This window comes from Agrococcus sp. ARC_14 (assembly GCF_022436485.1).
Classification (GTDB): domain Bacteria; phylum Actinomycetota; class Actinomycetes; order Actinomycetales; family Microbacteriaceae; genus Agrococcus.
Genome location: NZ_JAKUDO010000001.1, coordinates 1306579 through 1328375 on the forward strand (window position 1 = coordinate 1306579; position 21797 = coordinate 1328375).

The window sequence follows — 21797 nt, forward strand, 5'->3', positions numbered from 1 at the left end:
TCCGACACCCCGCAGGAGGAGGCGGCATGACTTCCGACACCACGCAGGCCGCACAGGTGAAGCACGGCGATGTGCCCGCGCTGCAGATCTCGAACCTCGACGTCCACTTCGCCGTCGAGGGCTACTGGGTTCCGGCTGCGGACAACGTCTCCTTCGAGATCGGCAAGGGCGAGGTCGTCGCCGTCGTCGGTGAGTCGGGCTCTGGCAAGAGCGTCTCGTCGATGGCCATCCTCGACCTGCTGCCGAAGAACGCCCGCGTCGGCGGCTCGATCCGGCTGGCGGGGGAGGAGCTCATCGGGCTCAAGCCCGCGCAGATGCGCGAGGTGCGAGGCAATCGCGTCTCCGCGATCTTCCAGGAGCCGATGACGGCGCTGAACCCCGTGTTCACCGTGGGATTCCAGATCATGGAGGCCCTGCGCGTCCACCGTGGCTCCACGCCGAGCGAGGCCAAGGATCGCGCGATGGAGATGCTCGAGCTCGTCGAGCTCCCCGACCCGGAGAAGGCCTTCAAGTCCTACCCGCACCAGCTCTCCGGTGGTCAGCGCCAGCGCGCCATGATCGCCATGGCGCTCGCGCTCGACCCCGAGCTGCTGATCGCAGACGAGCCCACCACGGCGCTCGACGTGACGGTGCAGGCCGAGATCCTCGAGCTCATGCGCGACCTCAAGGATCGCCTGGGCTCCGCAGTGCTGCTCATCACGCACGACATGGGTGTCGTCGCCGACCTCGCAGACTGGGTCGTCGTGATGGAGAAGGGCGTGATCGTCGAGCAGGGCCCGGTGCGCGAGATCTTCGCTGCGCCCAAGCAGGCGTACACGCAGATGCTGCTGTCGTCGGTGCCCAGGCTCGGTGAAGGTGCCGAGGGCGCAGAGGCGATCGACCTCACCGCAGCGCTCGCGCTCGTCGCGGATGAGGAGGTCGAGGACGAAGGCCTCCGCAAGCGGGTCGAGATCAACGCACGCGTCGCGGCGGAGGCGAAGCGGTCCGAGAAGCAGTTCGAGGGCAAGCCGGTGCTCGTGCTCGACGACGTCGCCATCGAGTACGGCAAGAAGGGCAAGCTCGGCACCTTCCGCGCGGTCGACGGCGTCTCGCTGCAGATCCACGCGGGGGAGATCCTGGGTCTCGTGGGCGAGTCGGGCTCCGGCAAGTCGACGATCGGCCGTGCGGCCATCGGCCTGCAGCCGATCGCCGAGGGCCGCCTTGAGGTCGCAGGCATCGACATCTCGAACATCGACCGCAAGCTCGCGCGCAGCCTCAACCGCAAGGTCGGCATCGTCTTCCAGGATCCGTCGTCGTCGCTCAACCCGCGACTGCCGATCGGTGAATCCATCGGTGAGCCGATGTACCTGGCGAGGATCCACCGCGGAGCCGCGCTCGACAAGCGCGTCGAAGAGCTGCTGGACGCCGTGCGCCTGCCGCGCTCGTACCGCAACCGGTTCCCGCACGAGCTCTCCGGTGGTCAGAAGCAGCGTGTCGGCATCGCGCGGGCGCTGTCGATGAGCCCGGAGCTGCTGGTGGCCGACGAGCCGACCAGCGCGCTCGACGTCTCGGTGCAGGCCACCGTGCTCGAGCTGCTGCGCGAGCTGCAGCAGGAGCAGGGCTTCGCGTGCCTGTTCATCAGCCACGACCTCGCGGTCGTCGATCTGATGTCGGACCGCATCGCGGTGATGCACCACGGCAAGATCGTGGAGCAGGGCATGCGCGACGCGATCCTGCGCGCGCCGGAGGAGCCCTACACCCAGCGCCTCATCGCGGCCATCCCGGTGCCGGATCCTGACAAGCAGCGGGCCAGGCGAGAGCTGCGGCACCAGGTGCTGGCTCGCACGGCCGAGGAGTCGCAGGAGGGCGAGGTGCCGGAGACAGGCGACCCCAAGCGCATCGTCGAGCAGCAGCAGGGCGATCACGCCATCGACGAGCAGCGCAGCATCTGATTCGTGACCGCACGGCCGCGACCGCCCGCTAAGATGGGCGATCGCGGCCGTTCGTCGCACAATTCCTCATACCGGAAGGCACCTGCATGCCGATCGCCGCGCGATCAGACCTCCGCAACGTGGCGATCGTCGCCCACGTGGACCACGGAAAGACCACTCTCGTCGACGCGATGCTCCGCCAGACGGGCTCGTTCACTGCCCACCAGGCCGTCGACGAGCGGGTGATGGACTCCGGTGATCTCGAGCGCGAGAAGGGCATCACGATCCTCGCCAAGAACACCGCGATCCGGTATGCGGGCGAGCACACCGACACCCCCGTGACGATCAACGTCATCGACACCCCCGGCCACGCAGACTTCGGTGGCGAGGTGGAGCGCGGCCTGTCGATGGTGGACGGCGTCGTGCTGCTGGTGGACGCCTCCGAGGGCCCGCTGCCGCAGACGCGCTTCGTGCTCCGCAAGGCACTCGAGGCCAAGCTGCCCGTCATCCTGCTGGTCAACAAGACCGACCGCCACGACGCCCGTATCGATGCGGTCGTGACCGAGAGCCAGGACCTGCTGCTCGGCCTGGCCTCCGACCTCGCCGACGACGTCCCGGACCTCGACCTCGACGCAGTCCTCGACGTGCCGGTGGTCTACGCATCCGGCAAGGCCGGCCGCGCCTCGACCAACAAGCCCGCCGACGGCGAGCTGCCCGACAGCGAGAACCTCGAGCCGCTGTTCGCCGCGATCCTCGAGCACATCCCTGAGCCGACCTACGACGACCAGGCTCCGCTGCAGGCGCACGTCACCAACCTCGACGCATCACCCTTCCTCGGTCGCATCGCCCTGCTGCGCGTCAAGGCCGGCGAGATCCGCAAGGGCCAGACGGTCGCGTGGGTGCGGCACGACGGTGAGGTGCAGAACGTGCGCATCACCGAGCTGCTCGAGACGAAGGCGCTGACCCGCGTCCCCGCAGAGAGCGCCGGTCCGGGCGACATCGTGGCGGTCGCGGGCATCCCCGACATCACGATCGGCGAGACGCTCGCCGACCCCGACGACGTGCGCCCGCTGCCGACGATCACCGTCGACGAGCCCGCCATCTCGATGACGATCGGCACGAACACATCGCCGCTCGCCGGCAAGATCAAGGGCGCGAAGCTCACCGGCCGCATGGTGAAGGATCGCCTCGACCGCGAGCTGATCGGCAACGTGTCGCTGCGCGTCGTCGACGTGGGCCGTCCCGACGCGTGGGAGGTGCAGGGCCGCGGAGAGCTGGCCCTGGCGATCCTGGTCGAGCAGATGCGTCGCGAGGGCTTCGAGCTCACCGTCGGCAAGCCGCAGGTCGTCACCCGCCAGATCGACGGCAAGCTGCATGAGCCGTTCGAGCACCTGACGGTCGATGTCCCCGAGGAGCACCTCGGCGCCGTGACCCAGCTGCTCGCGGCCCGCAAGGGCATCATGGACGGCATGCAGAACCACGGCACCGGCTGGGTTCGCATGGAGTTCGTCGTGCCGAGCCGCGGCCTGATCGGCTTCCGCACGGAGTTCATGACCATCACGCGCGGCACGGGCATCGCGAACGCGATCTCGCACGGCACGCAGCCGTGGGCCGGCGCGATCGTCACGCGCAGCAACGGCGCGCTGGTCTCCGACCGCACGGGCGTCGCGACGCCGTTCGCGATGATGGCGCTGCAGGAGCGCGGCACCTTCTTCGTGGAGCCCGGCGATGATGTCTACGAGGGCATGGTCGTCGGCGAGAACTCGCGCTCCGACGACATGGACGTGAACGTCACCAAGGAGAAGAAGCTCAACAACATCCGCTCGGCAAATGCTGAAGAGCTCGAGCGACTGACGCCCTCCAAGCAGCTCTCGCTCGAGGAGTGCCTCGAGTGGGCGCGAGACGACGAGTGCGTCGAGGTGACGCCGAACAACGTGCGCATCCGCAAGGTGATCCTCGATGCGACCACGCGTGGCCGCGAGGCGAGCCGCCTGAAGAAGCAGGGCTAGCAGCCGAGCTTGGACCCGTTCCACCACTCCCGACCCGGTGTACCGGGTCGCAGATGGTGGAACGGGTCGGTGAAGTGCGGGCGCCGGGCGGGCTCCGCAGGCGTGCGCTGCCACGGAGCCCGTCGTCCTCAGGCGGCGGGGGAGCCCGCCGACGTCGACGAGCGGATGCGGTGCTCGGCACCGCGGTGCTCGTCCGGCAGGCGGTCGCCCCGGCCGTGCAGCTTCTCGCGCAGCGTCCCAGCGGCGTAGCCCTCGGGATAGGCGCCGCGCGCCCGCAGCACCGGGATCACGTGCTCGATGACGTCCTCCCAGGTGCCGGGCGTGACGGCGTAGGCGAGGTTGAAGCCGTCGACGTCGGTCTCGTCGACCCACTCCTGCAGCGCATCCGCGATCTCCTCGCCGCTGCCGACGATGGTCGGCCCCAGCCCGCCGATCGCCGAGTGACGACCGAGGTCGCCGACGGTCCACTCGCGGCCGAGGTCGGCCTCGGCCTTGAGGTTCTGCAGCGTCGACTGGATCGCGTTCGACTCCACGTCGCCCACCGGGTCTGCCGGGTCGTAGGCGGCGAGGTCCACGCCCATCCACCCCGACAGGAACACCAGCGCGCCCTCCTCGCTCGCGTAGGAGCGGTACTCGGCCTCCTTCGCGACCGCCTCCTCGCTCGTCGCCGCGGTGATGATCGTCAGCAGTGTGTAGATGCGGGCAGCGGAGCGATCGCGGCCCGCGGCCTCCAGCGCGTCGCGGATGCGCGTGACGGTGGCGGCGAGCACCTCCTTCGACGGCGCGGCCACGAAGATCGCCTCGGCATGGCCGGCGGCGAAGGCGACGCCGCGCGGCGATGCGCCCGCCTGGTAGATCACGGGCGTGCGCTGCGGCGACGGCTCCGAGATGTGCGCGCCCGGCACCGTGAAGAAGCGGCCCTCGTGTCCGATGTCGTGCACTTTGGCGGGGTCGGCGAAGACGCCGCGCTCGCGATCCTCGACGACCGCGTCGTCCTCCCAGGAGCCCTCCCAGAGCTTGTAGAGCACCTCCAGGTACTCGTCAGCGTGGTCGTAGCGGTCATCGTGCGCGAGCTGATCGTCCTGCCCCATGTTGCGGGCGGCGCTCGGCAGGTAGCCGGTGACGACGTTCCAGCCGACCCGGCCGTCCGTGAGGTGGTCGAGCGTCGTCATGCGGCGCGCGAAGGGGTAGGGGTGCTCGAACGCCGTGCCTGCGGTGATGCCGAAGCCCAGGTGCTCGGTGACGGCTGCCATGGCGCTCACCAGCAGGATCGGGTCGTTCACGGGCACCTGCGCGCCGTTGCGCACCGCAGCCTCGCGGCTGCCGCCGTAGACGTCGTAGGTGCCGAGCACGTCGGCGATGAACAGCCCGTCGAAGTGCCCGCGCTCGAGAAGCTGCGCGAGCCCCGTCCAGTAGCCGAGCGTGTTGTAGTGCCGGGAGCGGTCGTCCGGATGGCGCCACAGCCCTGAGGACTGATGCGCGACGCAGTTCATGTCGAAGGCGTTGAATCTGATCTGCCGTGTCATGTCCGGCATCGTGTCCGGCAGGCGACACCGGCGGCAACGGATGCGCGACGCGGGAGGTCACGGGCCGTCACGTTCCGTCACACTCGCAGGCGCGGCGCGGGTGGCGCCTACCGTGGCGGCATGACGCATCACCGATCCCTGTCGCCAGAGCGGCTGCGCCTCGGCAGGCACGCTGCTCCCGATGAGCCGGTCGAGCGGCTGCGCATCGTCGCCGTGAGCGGCAGCCTGCACCGGCCGTCGTCGACCACGGCGCTCGTCGCCGCGCTCGCCGATGCGATCGCGCTGCGCACCGATGCGGAGATCCAGGTGATCGAGCTCGCAGAGGTCGGCCCGCATCTCGCGGGCGCGCTCGAGCGCTCGGCGCTGCCGCCAGAGGCGGAGCTTGCGATCGAGGCGATCGAGGAGGCCGACCTGCTCGTCGTCGGCAGCCCCGTCTATCGTGCGAGCTTCACGGGGCTGTTCAAGCACCTGTTCGACTTCGTCGATCAGCGCGCGCTGGTCGACACCCCGGTGCTGCTGGCCGCGACCGGCGGCTCCCACAGGCACGCGCTCACGATCGAGCATCAGCTGCGGCCGCTCTTCGCGTTCTTCCAGGCGCTCACGCTGCCGGTCGGCGTCTATGCGGCGAGCGAGGACTTCGATGCAGGGGTCCTGCGCGACCCCGGCGTGCTCGAGCGCGTCGAGGCGGCTGCCGATCGTGCGCTGCCCTATCTGGTGCACCGGCCGGCGCCGGTGCGGCCGGCGGTGTTCTAGCCGGGCACGAGAGCTGAGGCATGACCGAGGCCCGGGACGGGCCTCGGCGCTGGGGTCGCGGCGGAGGCCAGAAATGGCCTCCGCTCCCAGCTCCACCGCGCCGGGGTCGCGGCGGAGGCCAGAAATGGCCTCCGCTCCAGCTCCACCGCGCTGAGTGGTTGGATAGAGGGGATGGATCCCCGCCTCGAGCGCGTGATGTTCGTGCACGCCCACCCCGACGACGAGACGCTCTCGACCGGCGCAGCGATCGCTGCCGTCGCAGCCGCCGGCGGTGATGCCGTGGTGGTGACCTTCACGCTCGGCGAGCGCGGCGAGGTGCGCAGCGAGCGCCAGGGAGCCGCCGACGAGATCGGCATCGGCGAGGTGCGGCGCGCAGAGCTCGAGGCTGCCCTGCGCGCGCTCGGCGCCCGCGGCCGCCGCATCCACGGCTGGGACGACTCGGGCATGGCATGGCACCGCAGCGGCAAGGCGGCCGCCGCCCCCGACGCGCCGCCCACCTCGATGAGCCGCGCCGACATCGATGACCTGGCGGATGCGCTGGGCGTCGCCGTCGAGGAGATCGACCCGACGGCCATCGTGACCTACGACGCCGACGGCGGCTACGGGCATCCGGATCACGTCGCGGCCCATGCGGCCGCCGTGATCGTCGCGCGCCGCTACGACCTGCCGCTCTATGTGCGCACGGACCGCCCGGCCGACGTCACGTTCGCGCTCGAGCCGGTGCGCGCGCAGGTGCTGGCCGCGCTCGCCCAGCACCGCTCGCAGCTGACCGTCGAGGGCGACGACGTCCTCCACGTCGGCGGGCAGCGCCGCGCGATCGACACCGTCGAGCACTACCGCCTGATCGAGGCGCGACCCGCGCGGCGCACGCGCTGGCTGCTGCTCGTCGGCGGGCTGCTCGCGGGTGTCGTCGTCGGCACCGTCGGCACCTTCTCGCACCAGCAGCTCCCGTGGGGCCTGGGGCTCTCGCTCATCGCCGCGGTCGGGCTGATCGTCGGCATCCGAGCGGCCAGCGGCTCGCGCCCCATGACGCTCGCGGCCGTGATCGGCCTCATCGGCGTCATCGCGATCATCGCGATCGACCCGCTCGGCCGCGGCGCCTGGGGCACGGAGCGCTCGCTCGTGCCCTCGAACCTCGCGGGCTGGCTCTGGTCGCTCATCCCGGCGCTCGCGTCCCTCATCGCCCTGGCGTGGCCGGATGCGGAGGCCATGCGGCGGATTAGGATGGCAGCGAAGCCTGGAACGGAAGGGGAGGCAGACCGATGACCTACGTGATCGCGCTCCCGTGCGTCGACCTCAAGGATCGCGCGTGCGTCGACGAGTGCCCGGTCGACTGCATCTACGAGGGCGACCGGATGCTCTACATCCACCCCGACGAGTGCGTCGACTGCGGTGCGTGCGAGCCGGTGTGCCCCGTCGAGGCGATTTTCTACGAGGACGACACGCCTGAGGAGTGGGCCGAGTACTACGAGGCCAACGTGCACTTCTTCGACGAGATCGGCTCGCCCGGCGGCGCCGCGAAGGTCGGCGTCATCAAGCACGACCACCCGATCGTCGCCGCACTGCCGCCGCAGCAGCACAGCTGATGCTGCTGCCCGAGTTCCCCTGGGACACGCTCGCGGGGGCGAAGGCGCGCGCCGCCGTGCACCCCGGCGGTCTCATCGACCTCAGCGTCGGCTCGCCCGTCGACGCGACGCCGCCGATCATCCAGCAGGCGCTCCGCGACGCGACCGACGCGCACGCGTACCCCACGAACCACGGCACGGCAGAGGCGCGCGCAGCCATCGCCGAGTGGTTCGCTCGGGTGCGCGGCGTGCCCGGCATCGGCGACGAGCATGTGCTCGTCACGGTGGGCTCGAAGGAGCTCGTCGCGGGCCTGCCGCTGCAGCTCGGCCTCGGTGCGGGCGACGTCGTCGTGCACCCCTCGATCGCCTACCCGACCTACGACATCGGCGCCCGGATCGCGGGCGCTGAGCCGGTGCCCGCAGACGACCCCGACGACTGGCCGGAGGCGACGCGGCTCGTGTGGCTCAACTCGCCCTCGAACCCGACCGGTGCGGTGCTGGGGGTGGATGCCCTGCGGCGGGTCGTGCAGGCCGCGCGCGAGCGGGGCATCGTGGTCGCGAGCGACGAGTGCTACGCCCTGCTGCCGTGGGAGGTCGACGAGGCGCCCTCGATCCTCGACCCGCGCGTCACCGATGGCGACCTCACCGGGCTCGTCTCGGTCTACTCGCTCAGCAAGCAGTCGAACCTCGCCGGCTATCGCGCCGCGTTCATCGCCGGCGACCCGCGCGTCGTGCAGCGCGCGCTGGCCGTGCGCAAGCACCTCGGGCTCATGGCTCCCAGCCCCGTGCAGCATGCGCTCGCGGTCGCGCTCGGCGACGGCGAGCACGTGACGGTGCAGCGAGAGCGTTACCGCGCTCGCCGGGCGCTGCTGCTGCCCGCGCTCGAGCAGCGCGGGTTCCGGGTCTCCTCCGACGCGGGCCTCTACCTCTGGTCGACCGACGGCACGGATGCGCTCGAGCAGCTCGACTCCCTCGCGAAGCTCGGGATCCTGGTCGCCCCCGGCACCTTCTACGGAGACCGCACGCGCGTGCGCGTCGCGCTCACCGCATCCGACGAGCACATCGCAGCGGCTGCGGCGCGCCTGCGCGGCTGAGCCTGCTGGGCGTGGGAAGCCTCCTCCCGACGACCGGTAGGCTGGCTCCGTGACGACCGAGGACACCGCAACGACCACCGCCCCACCCGTCGCCTCAGCGGCACGGGCCGTGACGCTGCAGCACGGCGGCGGCTCCACCGAGCTGCAGGTGCTGGAGGCGAGCGACGGGCGCAGCGCGATCGATGTGTCGAAGCTGACGCGCGACACGGGGCTGACGACCCTCGACTACGGCTTCGTGAACACCTCCAGCACGCGCAGCTCGATCACCTACATCGACGGCGACCAGGGCATCCTGCGCTACCGCGGGTACCCGATCGAGGAGCTCGCGGAGCAGAAGACCTTCCTCGACGTCGCGCACCTGCTGATCTACGGTGAGCTCCCGAGCGAGGACGAGCTGGCAGGCTTCGACCAGCGCGTGCGCCGCCACACGCTGCTGCACGAGGATCTGCGGCGCTTCTTCGACGCCCTGCCGCGCGACGCGCACCCGATGAGCGCGCTCTCGAGCGCCGTCAGCGCACTGTCGACCTACTACGAGTCCGACCATGACCCGCGCGACCCCGACAAGGTCGACAAGCAGACGATCCGGCTGCTCGCGAAGATGCCGGTGATCGCCGCCTACGCGCACAAGAAGTCGATCGGCCAGGCCTTCCTCTACCCCGACAACCAGCTGAGCTTCGTCGAGAACTACCTCAAGCTCAACTTCGGCATCGAGGCCGAGCAGTACATCCAGAACCCGGTGATGGTGCGGGCGCTGGAGCGACTGCTCATCCTGCACGCCGACCACGAGCAGAACGCGTCGACGTCGACGGTGCGTCTGGTCGGCTCGACCGAGGCCAACCTGTTCGCCTCGGTCTCGGCCGGCATCCACGCGCTGTCCGGTCCGCTGCACGGCGGCGCCAACGAGGCCGTGCTGCAGATGCTGCGGGGCATCCGCGACTCCGGCGAGGGCGTCGAGCGCTTCGTCGAGCGCGTCAAGCGCAAGGAGCAGGGCGTCAAGCTCATGGGCTTCGGGCACCGCGTCTACAAGAACTACGACCCGCGCGCCAAGCTCGTGAAGACCTCGGCAGAGGAGGTGCTCGCCCAGCTCGGCGTGCGCGACCCCCTGCTCGACATCGCGCAGGAGCTCGAGCAGGTCGCGCTGGCCGACGACTACTTCAAGGAGCGCAAGCTCTACCCGAACGTCGACTTCTACACCGGCGTCATCTACAAGGCGATGGGCTTCCCAGAGCGCATGTTCACCGTGCTCTTCGCGATCGGCCGCCTGCCGGGCTGGATCGCCCACTGGCGCGAGATGATGCTCGACCCGCAGACCAAGATCGGCCGCCCGCAGCAGCTCTACGTGGGCCCGACCGAACGCCACATCTAGGCGCTGCCGCCCCTTCTGCTGGCTGAGCCGCTCCGCGCCGCAGGCGCAGAGCGCGTCGAGGCCCGCCCTGACCCGGAGCAACCATGACCAGCACCTCACCGGCGGCGCCGAAGAGCGCCGTCGACCGCTTCTTCAAGATCTCGGCGCGCGGCTCGTCCGTCACGCAGGAGGTGCGCGGCGGCCTCGTCACGTTCTTCGCGATGGCCTACATCATCGTGCTGAACCCGCTCATCATCGGTGGGTTCTCGCCGGAGCAGGCGGCCACCGACGTTGAGGGCGGATGGCTCCCCAACGGTCAGGTGGCGGCCGTCACAGCGCTCGTCGGCGGCGTGATGACGCTCGCGATGGGTCTGATCGCCAACGTGCCGTTCGGCCTCGCGGCGGGCCTGGGCATCAACTCGTTCCTCGCGTTCGGCCTCGTCGGGGAGCTCACCTGGCCGGAGGCGATGGGCCTCGTGCTCATCAACGGCGTCATCATCGTGGTGCTGGCAGCGACCGGCCTGCGGCGCATGATCTTCGACGCGGTGCCCGCGGCGCTCAAGAGCGCGATCGCGGTCGGCATCGGCCTGTTCATCGCCTTCATCGGATTCGTCGACTCGGGCTTCGTGCGCTCGACCGGCATCGCTGCACCGCCGGTGCAGCTCGGGGACGGCGGCTCGATCACGTCGCTGCCGACCGCCACGTTCGTCATCGGCGTCATCCTCATGGGCATCCTGCTGTCGCTGCGCGTCAAGGGTGCGCTGCTCATCGGCATCATCGCGACCACGGTGATCGCGATCATCCTGGAGGCGATCTTCCAGGTGGGGCCGTCGCTCGGCCAGAACCTCGATGCCTGGAACCTCAACGCGCCTGCGCTGCCGACCAGCATCTTCGCGCTGCCCGACCTCTCGCTCGTCGGGCAGGTCTCCTTCGGCTCCTTCGAGCGCATCGGCATCCTCGCGACCACGATGTTCATCTTCACGCTCGTGTTCATGAACTTCTTCGACGCCATGGGCACCATGACGGGGCTCGCACGCCAGGCAGGGCTCTCGACCCCGGACGGCCAGTTCCCGGGCCTCAAGCGCGCGCTGCTCGTCGAGGGCTTCGGCGCCGTCGCCGGCGGTGGCGCGAGCGCCTCGTCGAACACCGTCTTCGTCGACTCTGCTGCCGGTGTCGGCGAGGGCGCCCGCACGGGCCTCGCCTCGGTCGTGACGGGCGTGCTGTTCCTGGCCGCGATGTTCCTCACCCCGCTCACGCAGATCGTGCCGCTCGAGGTCGCAGCGGCGACGCTCGTGGTGGTGGGCGCGATGATGATGGCGCAGATCGCCGACATCGACTTCACCGACTTCCGCGTCGCGCTGCCCGCGTTCCTGACGATCGTCGTGATGCCGCTGACCTACAACATCGCCAACGGCATCGGCGTGGGCTTCATCGCCTGGGTGATCGTGCACGCGGTCTCCGGCAAGGCGAAGCAGATCTCGCCGCTGCTGTGGATCGTGGCAGCGCTGTTCGTGGTCTTCTTCGTGCGCGGCCCCCTGCAGACCCTGATCGGCTAGGCCTCCCGGGCCACCGCCGCCAGCAGCTCTGGCCAGCGTCGGCTAGGCCTCCCGGGCCACCGCCGCCAGCAGCTCCGGCCAGCGTCGCTCGAGCGCCCTGCCGCCGATCCGCACGCCGAGCCAGACGGCGAGCACGGCCACGACGATGCCGATGGCGAGGCTCACCCAGCCGAGCCAGGGGATCCAGGCGGCGGCGATCGCCGTGCCGATGGCGGGTGCGCCGACCGTGAGGATCGCGGCCATCGCGATGAGCGCGCCCAGCAGCGCCTGCGCACCGCCGGAGGAGCCGGCGCCGAAGGGGCTGGTCTCGGGCGGCGGGGTCTGGCCGGGCAGCCACGGGCTGACGGCGGCACCGATGCCGAGCACGATGCCGCCGGTGCCGAGCGTCGCACCGATCGACGCGGGCAGCAGCGTCCAGCTGCCGGCGATCGCGGTCGACAGCACGCACATCACCAGCAGGATCGGCGCGAACAGCACGACCATGCCCAGCGCCCTGCCGGCGCGATCCTGCGCGCCGGTGACGCCGGTGAGCACGTGGGCGGCGATCGCGGAGCTGTCGTAGGCGGCGTCGAGCTGCGCCACCGACATGAGCACGATCGCGCCCAGCACCGGCAGCAGCATCGGCCCGATGGCCGCGAAGGGCTCCGCACCCGGCCCGGCATCGATGTCGACCTGCACCGAGTTGCCGACCACGACGTTCATGACCAGCACCAGCAGCGGCACGATCGCGACGCCGAGCACATTGACGAGGTGCCGCGGGTCGCGGAACCGGTAGCGCAGGCCGCGTGCGGCGATCGCGCCGACCGGCGTCGCGGGCAGCAGCCGGTCGAGCCAGGCGCCGCCGCGCACGCGACCGCCGCCGCCCTGGACGATCGGCGCCGTCAGCCTGGTGCGGAAGTCGTGCGCCCAGACCAGCCAGAGCAGCACGACGGTCGCGATGGCGATCGCGAGCTTCGCGACCGCCTCGAGCCAGCTGCCCGCCAGCACCGCCAGCGGCACGCCCCAGGCGGCACCGAGCGGCGTCCATGCCAGCACACCGGAGAGGGCGCCCAGCAGGGTCTCGGTCGAGCCGAGCGCGCGCACGCCTTCGAGCACGGTGACGACGAGGATGCCGGCGGAGATGCCGAGCAGGCTCCCGACGACGATCGTGAGGTCGCGACCGCTGCGCTTGGCGAGCTGCCGAGAGAGCGCTGCGACCAGTGCCCGCCCGGCCAGCAGGCAGGTGAGCAGCTGCACCGGCAGCAGCAGCACGGCGGCCACGAGCGCGAACAGGTCGGCGCTCCAGCCGATGAGCGTCAGCAGCAGGGCGATGGCCGTCGCGATGCCGCCGACGCCGATCGCGCCCGCGAGCAGCACGCCCGGCAGCAGCCGCCGCGCGGGCACGGGCAGCACCGAGAAGCGCTCGGGGGCAAGCGCGTCGTCGGCAGAGATGAGGATGCTGGCGACCGCCCACACGACGACCAGCCCGCTGCCGAGCAGCACCACCGCATCCGCTGCCGCCGTCGGCGCGAGCACCCGCAGCGTCACGAGCAGCACCGCCAGCAGCCCGAGACCGGCGAGCGCGCCGAGCGCGGTGACGACGAGGGTGACGATGGCCCATGGGTTGCGCCCGAGCGCGCGGCCGTACTGCCGCAGCCGGAGCCCTAGGAGGAGCGCAGCCACGACAGGCTCTCCGCATCCAGCGCGTGCGTGCCGACCAGGTCGAGGAAGCGGCGCTGCAGCGGCTGGCCCTGGCGCACCTCGTCGAGCGTGCCGGTGGCGAGCATGCGGCCGCGCGCGACGATCGCCACCCGGTCGCAGAGCGACTCGACGAGCTCCATCACGTGGCTCGAGAGCACCACCGTGCCACCCCCGGCGACGAAGCCGCGCAGGATCTCGCGGATCGTCTCGCCGGAGACCGGGTCGACTGCCTCGAAGGGCTCGTCGAGCAGCAGCAGCCGGGGAGCGTGGATGAGCGCGCAGGCGAGCCCGATCTTCTTGCGCATGCCGGCGGAGTAGTCGATGACGAGGGTCGAGCCTGCCTCCGCGAGGCCCAGCGCCTCGAGCAGCTCGGTGGCGCGGCTCGTGACATCGGCGACCGGCATGCCGCGCAGCAGCCCGTGGTAGCGCAGCAGCTCAGCACCCGAGAGCCGGTCGAACAGTCGCACGCCGTCCGGCAGCACCCCCATGCGCGCCTTCGCGGCGGCAGGATCGGTCCAGACATCGGCGCCGTCGACGAACGCGGTGCCGGCGTCGGGGCGCAGCAGGCCGGTGGCCATCGACAGCGTCGTCGTCTTGCCAGCACCGTTCGGGCCCAGCAGCCCGAACATGCAGCCGGGCGGCACGTCGAGCGAGAGGCGGTCGACGGCGACCTGCTGGCCGAAGCGCTTCGACAGCTCGCGCAGGGCGAGCACGGGGTGGGCGGGCGCTGCCGCGGGTCCGGTCATGTCCTCAGTCTGGCGACCGAGGCTGACCGCCGCCTCCAGCGGGCGGGGGAGCGCCCGGGGAGTCTCAGTGCAACGCGGCGTTGAGCTCGACGCCCCTGCCGTCGCGCGCGACGACCTCGACAGCGCCCGAGACGGAGTTGCGCCGGAACAGCAGGCCGGCGCGGCCCGAGAGCTCGACGGCCTTGACCTGCTCGCCGCCGGGCAGGAGCGTGACCTTCGTGCCGGCGGTCACGTAGAGGCCGGCCTCGACGACCGAGTCGTCGCCGATCGAGATGCCGACGCCGGAGTTGGCGCCCAGCAGCACACGCTGGCCGAGGGAGACGCGCTCCTTGCCGCCGCCGGAGAGCGTGCCCATGATCGATGCGCCGCCGCCGATGTCGGTGCCGTCGCCGACGACCACGCCCTGCGAGATGCGACCCTCGACCATCGAGGTGCCGAGCGTGCCGGCGTTGAAGTTCACGAAGCCCTCGTGCATGACGACGGTTCCCTGGGCGAGGTGCGCACCCAGCCGCACGCGGCTGGCGTCTCCGATGCGCACGCCGGAGGGCACGACGAAGTCGGTCATGCGGGGGAACCGGTCGACGACCTGCACCTGCAGGCCCGCGCGCTGCAGGTCGACGCGATGCGAGCTCGCCCACTCGGGGTCGACGGCGCCGCCGTTCGTCCAGGCGACGACGGGCAGCGCTCCGAAGATCCCGTCGAGGTTGATCGTGTTGGGCTGCACCAGCCGGTGGCTGAGCAGGTGGAGGCGCAGGTAGGCGTCCTCGGCGGATGCGGGGGCCGCATCCAGGTCGATCTCGACGTGCCGGGCTTCGAGCAGCACGCCGCGCGTCGGCACGGGGCCGGCCAGCTCGGCCAGCCCGCCGCCGCCGATCCACTGCGCGTCACCGCTCGTGGCGCCGAGCGCCGGCGAGGGGAACCAGGCATCGAGCACCCGGCCTTCGAAGACCGTGACGAGTGCATGTCCGTGTGCGGGGCGAGCCATGCCTCAAGTCTAGGCTGGTGCCCATGACGGCCTCCCCTCGTGATCCGCTGGTGCTCGACCTGACCGCATCCGCCGCAGACCTCACCCGGCAGCTGTGCGACATCGAGTCCGTCTCCGACGATGAGGGCCGCATCGCCGACGCGATCGAGGCGGCGGCGCGCGCTGCGACGCACCTCGAGGTGACCCGCATCGGCGACACCGTGATCGCCCGCACGCAGCTCGGGCGCGAGCGCAGGGTCGTGCTCGCCGGCCACATCGACACGGTGCCCATCAACGGCAACGTGCCGACGCGCGACGCGGTCGTGGACGGCGAGCCGCACATCTGGGGCCGCGGGACGGTCGACATGAAGGCCGGCGTGGCGGTGCAGCTGAAGCTCGCCGTCGAGCTCGCCGAGCCTGTGTTCGACGTGACCTGGATCTGGTACGACCACGAGGAGGTGGGGGAGGAGCACAACGGTCTGCGCCGGCTCGCCGCAGCCCACCCCGAGCTCATGCAGGCGGACTTCGCCATCCTGGGCGAGCCCTCGAACGGCGAGATCGAGGGCGGCTGCAACGGCACGCTGCGCGCAGAGATCCGCACCCGTGGCGTGCGCGCCCACTCGGCTCGCGCCTGGGTCGGCCACAACGCCATCCACGACGCCGCCGAGATCCTGCAGGTGCTGCAGTCCTATCGGCCGCGCGAGGTCGACGTGGAGGGCCTGCGCTACCGGGAGGGCCTCAACGCCGTGATGATCTCCGGCGGGGTGGCGACCAACGTCATCCCCGACGAGTGCGTCGTGCAGGTCAACTACCGCTTCGCGCCCTCGCGCTCGGTCGAGGAGGCCACCAGCCACGTCGTCGACCTCTTCGAGGGCTTCGACGTGCGGGTCGTGGATGCGTCGGCCGGCGCCCGCCCCGGCCTCGACGCGCCGCTCGCGAAGGAGTTCATCGAGGCGGTTGGCGCGACGCCGCAGCCGAAGTACGGCTGGACGGACGTGGCTCGGTTCTCGGCGCTGGGCATCCCGGCGGTCAACTTCGGCCCGGGCGACCCGTCGAAGGCGCACGCCGACGATGAGTCGGTGCCGGTCGCGCAGATCGTCGCGACCGAGGAGAGCCTGCGCACGTGGCTCTCACGAGCCTGACGGAGCGCCGCGCGCCGACGCGCGAGCGGTGGTGGCTGTGGCCGCTGGCGCTCTGGCTCGTGTCGCGGCTGGTGAGCACAGGCTTCCTCGCCGCCTTCGCCGGCAGGCAGGAGCAGAGCTCGTGGACGCCCGCTGGGCCCGACCTGCTCGACTACTCGACGATGTGGGACGCCCACTGGTACTTCATCGTCGCCATGTCGGGGTATCCGACCGAGCTGCCGCTCGACGACTCGGGCCACGTGGGCGAGAATGCCTGGGCATTCATGCCGGTCTACCCGATGCTCGCACGCGTGCTCATGCTCACCGGGCTGCCGTGGGAGGGCGCGGCCGTGCTGCTCTCGGTGGCCGCATCCGCCGCCTTCGCCCTCGTCGCCTACCGACTGTTCACAGAGCTCGCGCCGGGCCGCGAGCGGTTCGCGCTCGCGCTCGTGCTCCTCTCTCCGCTGGCGCCGGTCTTCCAGCTGGGCTATGCGGAGTCGCTCTTCCTGCTGCTGCTCGCCGCCACGCTGCTCGCCTGGCGGCTCCGCGAGTGGGAGTGGCTCTGGGTGCTCATCCCGATCATGGCGCTCATCCGCCCTGGAGGGCTCGCCTTCGCGCTCGCGCTCGGCCTGTGGTTCCTGGTGCGGTGGTTCCGCCACCGCGCATCGTTCCCGGTCGGAGAGCGATGGATGCTCGTGGGGCTCGGGGCGTGGAGCGCGCTCTGGGGCTTCGGCTGGCTCATCGCGTGCACCATCGCGACCGGCAGCATGACGGCCTACCTCGAGACCGAGCTGAGCTGGCGCTCCGCCTATGTCGGCAGGCAGGAGCTCGTGCCGTTCACGCCCTGGCCGGTCGGGCTCGAGTGGTGGTTCGACGGCTGGTGGCCGCTCTGGCTCGGGGGCTCCGTGGTCGCCGCGGTGGTGCTGCTGGCCGGGCCCTGGGCGCGCGCCGTCGGCATCGAGGGCAGGCTCTGGGTGATCGCCTACCTGATCTATCTCGCCGCCGTCTGGTTCCCGCAGTCGTCCACCTGGCGGCTGCTCATGCCCATCTTCCCCGTTGCCGTGATCCTCGCCGCGGTGAGGCCGGCCTGGGCGCGCGGCATGCTGCTGGCGGCATGCATCGTGCTGCAGCCGGTGTGGATCTGGTTCTGCTGGCACGTCGACGGTCGCGACTGGACGGTGCCCTAGCACATCCAGCGGAGTGTCGACTCAGGTCACGGTGTCACGGAGACGTGAGATAATAGACCCACAGGAACCGAAGGGGGAGCCGCATGGCCGCCATGAAACCACGCACCGGCGATGGACCGCTCGAGGCCGTCAAGGAGGGCAGGGTCATTGTCGTGCGCGTCCCGCTCGAGGGCGGGGGACGCCTCGTCGTCTCCGTGAACGACGAAGAGGCCGCCGCGCTGCACAAGGCGCTCAGCGGAGTCGTCGTCACCGCTTGACCGACGCCGGCCGACGTTGGCCGGATGCGAAGGGCCCGATCCTCAGCGGATCGGGCCCTTCGCTGCGCGGTGGAGCTGAGCCCGGAGGCGTCACGACACCAAGGCTCAGGCAGGCTCCGGCAGCCGCACGATCTGCAGCAGCCCGTCGCCGACAGGCGAGACCGCGGTGCGCACCGCGTCGCTGGTGGAGAGCTCCTTCAGCAGCGCCCGCAGGTCTGCGACCTCGTCGCTGCGCTGCGCGGGATCGGCGACGCGGCCGCCCATGAGCGCGTGCGCGACCAGCACAGAGCCGCCGATGCGCACGAGCGCGAGCGCGTGCTCGACATACTCGAGCAGGTTCGCCGGATCGGCGTCGAGCAGCACGATGTCGTAGCTCGACTCGTTCATGCGCGGCAGCACGTCGCGCGCCTTGCCCGTGATGAGGCGGGCTCGGGTGACCGGGATGCCTGCCTTCCCGAAGGAGGCGCGGGCATGCTGCTGGTGGTCGAGCTCGGTGTCGATCGACGTGAGCGTCGCTCCGGGGGCGCCGCGCAGCAGCCACAGGCCGCTCACGCCCGCGCCGGTGCCGACCTCGAGGATGGCGGTCGCCTGCGTCGACGCCGCGACCGCAGCGAGCTGTGCGCCGACTGCGGGCGCGATGGGTGTGATCCCCAGCTCGACGGAGGCGTCCCGCGCTGCGGTGAGCACCTCATCCTCTGCGGCGAGGTCGTCGAGGTACTTGGCGATGAGCGGTGATGTCTGCACGGTTCCTCCGACGTTGAGCGTATCGACCGCGACGCATCCGCCCGTCCAAGGCTCGCCGCAGTGCTCGCTACCCTAGTGGGGTGTCCCTTGCAGGCATCACGCTCGACAAGTTGCTGATCATCGCGATCCTCGCGGCCGTGCTCATCGGCCCCGAGCGGCTGCCCGCGCTCGCAGAACGGCTCGGCTCGCTCGTGCGCGGCCTGCGCGATCTCGCCGGTGGCGCCAAGGCGCGCATGCGCGAGGAGATGGGCCCGGAGTTCGACGAGGTCGACTGGAAGCAGCTCGACCCGCGGCGGTACGACCCGCGCCGGATCGTGATGGATGCGCTGAAGGATGAGCCTGCGGAGCCCGCTGGCGACTTCGCCTCCGCAGCGGCAGCATCGGCGGTCGCGACGGCGCCAGCGCGCCCTCGCCGGGCCGCCGGTCCGATGCGCTTCGACGACGAGGCGACCTAGCCGACCGAGCCTGGCAGCGCCACGATCAGCGAGGCGCCAGCGGCAGGCTCCGCCCCGCGATCGGCCGCGTGCCGCGCAGCGCTGCGGCCAGCGCGATGATCGCGGCAGCCGCCGGGTCGGCAGGGTCGCCCGACACCACGGGCGCACCCGCGTCGCCGCCCTCGCGCAGCGCGATCGAGAGCGGGATGCGCGCCAGCAGCGGCACCTCCAGCCGGCGGGCCGCCTCCTCGCCGCCGCCGGCGCCGAAGAGCTCGAGCAGGCCGCCGTCGGGCTGCGGCAGCCCCGCCATGTTCTCGACCACGCCCAGCACTCGCTGGCCGGTCTGCCGCGCAACCTCTGCGGCGCGCTCCGCGACGTCGGCAGCGGCCTTCTGCGGTGTCGTGACGACGAGCACCTCGGCGTGCGGCAGCAGCTGGCCGAGCGAGATGGCCACGTCGCCGGTGCCGGGCGGCATGTCGATGAGCAGCACGTCGAGGTCGCCCCACCAGACGTCGGTGAGGAACTGCGTCAGGGTGCGGTGCAGCATGGGCCCGCGCCACGAGACGGAGCGGTTGCCGTCGACGAACATGCCGATCGACACCAGCCGCACGCCCTGCACCTCCGGCGGCATCATCATGTCGCCGACGCGCGTCGGCTTGGCATCGGTGCCCAGCAGCGCCGGGATCGAGTAGCCGTGCACGTCGGCGTCGATGACGCCGACCGCGAGGCCGCGCGCGGCGAGCGCGACGGCGAGGTTGGCGGTCACGGTCGACTTGCCGACGCCGCCCTTGCCGCTCGCGACCGCGATGATGCGGGTCAGCGTGTCGGGGCCGAACTGCTGCGGTCGCGAGCCGCGCAGCCGCTCCACGAGTGCCTGCCGCGTGGCCGGCGCCATGACGGCGATCTCCATCTCCACGCGCTCGACGCCGGCGACCGACGCGGCCGCCTGGCGCACATCCGCCTCGATCCTGTCGGCGGCGGGGCATGCGGCCACGGTGAGCTCGAGCCGGATGCTCGCGACGCCGTCGGCGAGCGTCGCGGCGGGGATCATGTCGAGCTCGACGAGCGGCCGGCGGATCTCGGGGTCGATGACCGTCGCCAGGGCGCGCAGGAGCGCCGGATCGATCCCGGCAGTCACGGCCGGGCCGCCTCGGAGCCCATCACGGGTCCGTGCGGGGGCCGCGGTCGCGACGTTCGTCGAGATCCTCGACGAACGACTTGAGCTCGGCGCGGATGAACTCGCGCGTCGCCATGTCGCGCATGGCCATGCGCAGGGCCACGACCTCGCGGGCGAGGTACTCGGTGTCGTTGAGGTTGCGCTCGGCTCGCAGGCGATCCTGCTCGATCTGCACGCGGTCGCGGTCGTCCTGGCGGTTCTGCGCGAGCAGCAGCAGGGGAGCCGCGTAGGAGGCCTGCAGGCTCAGCACCAGCGTCAGCAGCGGGAAGCCCTGGTCCTGCGGGTCGAACTGCGCCTCGGCCGGCACGATGGAGTTGTAGGTGAGCCAGAACCCGCAGAAGATCGTCATCCCGACCAGGAATGCGGGCGTGCCCATCCCACGCGCGAACGACTCGGTGAAGCGACCGAAGCGATCCTTCGACTCGGGAAGCCGGATGCGTCGGCGCGAGGCCTTGGGGCGGGAGAAGTCGTCGTCGCGCTCAGCCATGCGAAGCCTCCTCCTGCGCCCGCCAGTCCTCGGGCAGGATGTGGTCGAGCACGTCGTCGATCGTGACGACGCCGACCAGGCGGCCGGCGGGATCGACGACCGGCACCGAGACGAGGTTGTAGGCGGCCAGCTGGCGGGTGACCTCTGCCGCCGTGTCGCTCACGAGCACCGGCTCGATCTGCTCGTCGAGCAGCGTGCCGACGCGCTCGTTCGGCGGGTAGCGCAGCAGCCGCTGGAAGTGCACCATGCCCAGGAAGCGGCCGGTGGGCGCCTCGTAGGGCGGCAGCGTGACGCAGACGGCGGCGGCGAGCGCGGGCGCGATCTCGTGACGGCGCATGAGGGCGAGCGCCTCCGCCACGGTGGAGTCGGAGGCGAGGATGATCGGCTCGGTCGTCATGAGGCCGCCGGCGGTGTCGGCGCCGAACGAGAGCAGCATGCGCACGTCTTGGGCCTCATCCGGATCCATCAGGCCCAGCAGCGTCTCGCCGCGCTCGGTGGTCATGTGGCCGATGAGGTCGGCGGCGTCGTCGGGCTCCATCTGGTCGAGCACGTCGGCGACCCGGTCGTCCTCGAGGGCAGCGAGGATCTCGACCTGGCGATCCTCGTGCATCTCCTCGAGGATGTCGGCCAGGCGGTCGTCGGAGAGGTCCTCAGCGACCTCGATCATGCGCTGCTGCGGCAGATCGAGCATGGCGGATGCGGCGTCGGCGGCCGGGAGATCGTCGAGCGATGCGAGCAGGTGCTCGGTGTCGTGCTCGGCATCGAGGTCGTGGCGCACGTCGTTCCAGTGCGCGAGGGTCGTCGGGCCCTTGCCGAACGGCCCGGTCTTCGGCTTGCGGATGAAGAGCTCGTCGACCTCCCACTCGCCGGGGCCGCGCTCGGCGATCGAGAGGTCCTCGAGGGTCGCTGCCGAGCCGTCCTGCAGCGTGACCGCGCGGCCGAGGATGTCGGCGAGCAGCAGCCGCTCGCTGCCGCGCTGGCTGAAGCGGCGCTCGCTGATGGCCGCGGCGATCAGCTGGCCGCCGCCGATCGAGAGCACCCGGCCGATCGAGAGGAAGACGCGCTGCCTGCCGCGATCCTCGACGACGAGGCCGACCACCCGCGGCGAAGCCTGATGCCTGGGCACCGTGACGACGTCGCGCACCTTGCCGATCCGCTCTCCGGCGGGATCGAACACGCCCGCACCCGCGAGGCGGGCGACGAAGACGGTGGGTGCGCTCATGGCGTCCACGGTACCGCGCG

At 71.3% G+C, this 21797-nt stretch carries 20 protein-coding genes; 12 read left to right on the forward strand and 8 right to left on the reverse strand.

The annotated features are described in order from the left end of the window. Nucleotides 1–26 precede the first annotated feature (26 nt). Together MKD51_RS06525 and typA are read left to right on the forward strand one after the other, a co-directional pair. The gene (locus tag MKD51_RS06525; RefSeq protein ID WP_240239518.1) at nt 27–1931 is read left to right on the forward strand and encodes an ABC transporter ATP-binding protein; all 1905 of its coding nucleotides are present in this window, start codon (nt 27–29) and stop codon (nt 1929–1931) included. Nucleotides 1932–2017: 86 nt separating this feature from the next. Continuing rightward, complete coding sequence (gene typA / locus MKD51_RS06530; protein WP_240239519.1) at nt 2018–3919, forward strand: translational GTPase TypA; 1902 nt, start codon at nt 2018–2020, stop codon at nt 3917–3919. Nucleotides 3920–4047: 128 nt separating this feature from the next. Here the strand turns inward: typA and MKD51_RS06535 are convergent, their stop codons facing one another. Beyond that, nucleotides 4048–5445, reverse strand: a complete 1398-nt coding sequence (locus MKD51_RS06535) for an LLM class flavin-dependent oxidoreductase (RefSeq protein WP_240239520.1) — start codon at nt 5443–5445, stop codon at nt 4048–4050. A 120-nt stretch (nt 5446–5565) separates the two neighbouring features. On the opposite strand from MKD51_RS06535, the gene msuE reads away from it, so the two are divergent. The 6 genes from msuE to MKD51_RS06565 all read left to right on the forward strand — a co-directional run bounded on the left by msuE (nt 5566) and on the right by MKD51_RS06565 (nt 11758). Then, nucleotides 5566–6198, forward strand: a complete 633-nt coding sequence (gene msuE / locus MKD51_RS06540; RefSeq protein WP_240239521.1) for an FMN reductase — start codon at nt 5566–5568, stop codon at nt 6196–6198. Nucleotides 6199–6369: 171 nt separating this feature from the next. Further along, nucleotides 6370–7464, forward strand: coding sequence for a PIG-L family deacetylase (locus MKD51_RS06545; protein ID WP_240239522.1), 1095 nt, complete (start codon nt 6370–6372; stop codon nt 7462–7464). After that, on the forward strand, nt 7461–7784 hold the full coding sequence (fdxA, locus tag MKD51_RS06550) for a ferredoxin (protein ID WP_240239523.1): 324 nt from the start codon (nt 7461–7463) through the stop codon (nt 7782–7784). The genes MKD51_RS06545 and fdxA overlap by 4 nt, the downstream gene beginning before the upstream one ends. Then, complete coding sequence (dapC, locus tag MKD51_RS06555; protein ID WP_240239524.1) at nt 7784–8857, forward strand: succinyldiaminopimelate transaminase; 1074 nt, start codon at nt 7784–7786, stop codon at nt 8855–8857. The genes fdxA and dapC overlap by 1 nt, the downstream gene beginning before the upstream one ends. Nucleotides 8858–8972: 115 nt before the next feature. Next, the gene (locus tag MKD51_RS06560; RefSeq protein WP_240240858.1) at nt 8973–10223 is read left to right on the forward strand and encodes a citrate synthase; all 1251 of its coding nucleotides are present in this window, start codon (nt 8973–8975) and stop codon (nt 10221–10223) included. Between the two features lie 83 nt (nt 10224–10306). Further along, nucleotides 10307–11758 carry an NCS2 family permease gene (locus tag MKD51_RS06565; protein WP_240239525.1) on the forward strand — a complete coding sequence of 484 codons (1452 nt, stop codon included), beginning with the start codon at nt 10307–10309 and terminating at the stop codon, nt 11756–11758. 42 nt (nt 11759–11800) lie between these two features. Here MKD51_RS06565 and MKD51_RS06570 read toward each other — a convergent pair whose 3' ends face one another. The 3 genes from MKD51_RS06570 to dapD all read right to left on the reverse strand — a co-directional run bounded on the left by MKD51_RS06570 (nt 11801) and on the right by dapD (nt 15169). After that, a complete protein-coding gene (locus MKD51_RS06570) occupies nt 11801–13420 on the reverse strand; it encodes a hypothetical protein (RefSeq protein WP_240239527.1) in 1620 nt (539 codons plus the stop codon). Then, nucleotides 13402–14184 (reverse strand): ABC transporter ATP-binding protein, encoded by a 783-nt coding sequence (locus MKD51_RS06575; protein ID WP_240239528.1) that lies wholly within the window; start codon nt 14182–14184, stop codon nt 13402–13404. The genes MKD51_RS06570 and MKD51_RS06575 overlap by 19 nt, the downstream gene beginning before the upstream one ends. A gap of 64 nt (nt 14185–14248) precedes the next feature. Continuing rightward, entirely contained in the window at nt 14249–15169 is a 921-nt protein-coding gene (gene dapD, locus MKD51_RS06580) for a 2,3,4,5-tetrahydropyridine-2,6-dicarboxylate N-succinyltransferase (protein ID WP_240239529.1), read from the reverse strand. Nucleotides 15170–15192: 23 nt separating this feature from the next. On the opposite strand from dapD, the gene dapE reads away from it, so the two are divergent. From dapE to MKD51_RS06595, 3 genes are all read left to right on the forward strand, one after another. Then, nucleotides 15193–16290, forward strand: coding sequence for a succinyl-diaminopimelate desuccinylase (gene dapE, locus MKD51_RS06585; protein ID WP_240239531.1), 1098 nt, complete (start codon nt 15193–15195; stop codon nt 16288–16290). Then, on the forward strand, nt 16272–17456 hold the full coding sequence (locus MKD51_RS06590) for a hypothetical protein (RefSeq protein ID WP_240239532.1): 1185 nt from the start codon (nt 16272–16274) through the stop codon (nt 17454–17456). Before dapE ends, MKD51_RS06590 begins: the two co-directional genes overlap by 19 nt. An 83-nt stretch (nt 17457–17539) precedes the next feature. Then, nucleotides 17540–17713 carry a DUF3117 domain-containing protein gene (locus MKD51_RS06595; protein ID WP_240239534.1) on the forward strand — a complete coding sequence of 58 codons (174 nt, stop codon included), beginning with the start codon at nt 17540–17542 and terminating at the stop codon, nt 17711–17713. Between the two features lie 105 nt (nt 17714–17818). Here the strand turns inward: MKD51_RS06595 and MKD51_RS06600 are convergent, their stop codons facing one another. Further along, the gene (locus MKD51_RS06600; RefSeq protein WP_240239535.1) at nt 17819–18457 is read right to left on the reverse strand and encodes a class I SAM-dependent methyltransferase; all 639 of its coding nucleotides are present in this window, start codon (nt 18455–18457) and stop codon (nt 17819–17821) included. A gap of 80 nt (nt 18458–18537) precedes the next feature. Between MKD51_RS06600 and MKD51_RS06605 the strand changes: the two genes are divergently transcribed. After that, nucleotides 18538–18912, forward strand: a complete 375-nt coding sequence (locus MKD51_RS06605) for a Sec-independent protein translocase TatB (protein WP_240239537.1) — start codon at nt 18538–18540, stop codon at nt 18910–18912. Nucleotides 18913–18937: 25 nt separating this feature from the next. On the opposite strand, the gene MKD51_RS06610 is transcribed toward MKD51_RS06605, so the two are convergent. Genes MKD51_RS06610 through MKD51_RS06620 form a run of 3 tightly spaced genes read right to left on the reverse strand, consistent with a single transcriptional unit; the run spans nt 18938 to nt 21777 of the window. Further along, nucleotides 18938–20029: an Mrp/NBP35 family ATP-binding protein gene (locus MKD51_RS06610; protein WP_240239539.1), complete on the reverse strand. Its 1092-nt coding sequence runs from the start codon at nt 20027–20029 to the stop codon at nt 18938–18940. A gap of 22 nt (nt 20030–20051) precedes the next feature. Continuing rightward, nucleotides 20052–20555, reverse strand: a complete 504-nt coding sequence (locus MKD51_RS06615; protein ID WP_240239540.1) for a DUF1003 domain-containing protein — start codon at nt 20553–20555, stop codon at nt 20052–20054. Further along, nucleotides 20548–21777, reverse strand: coding sequence for a CBS domain-containing protein (locus MKD51_RS06620; RefSeq protein WP_240239542.1), 1230 nt, complete (start codon nt 21775–21777; stop codon nt 20548–20550). The genes MKD51_RS06615 and MKD51_RS06620 overlap by 8 nt, the downstream gene beginning before the upstream one ends. Nucleotides 21778–21797: the final 20 nt, after the last annotated feature.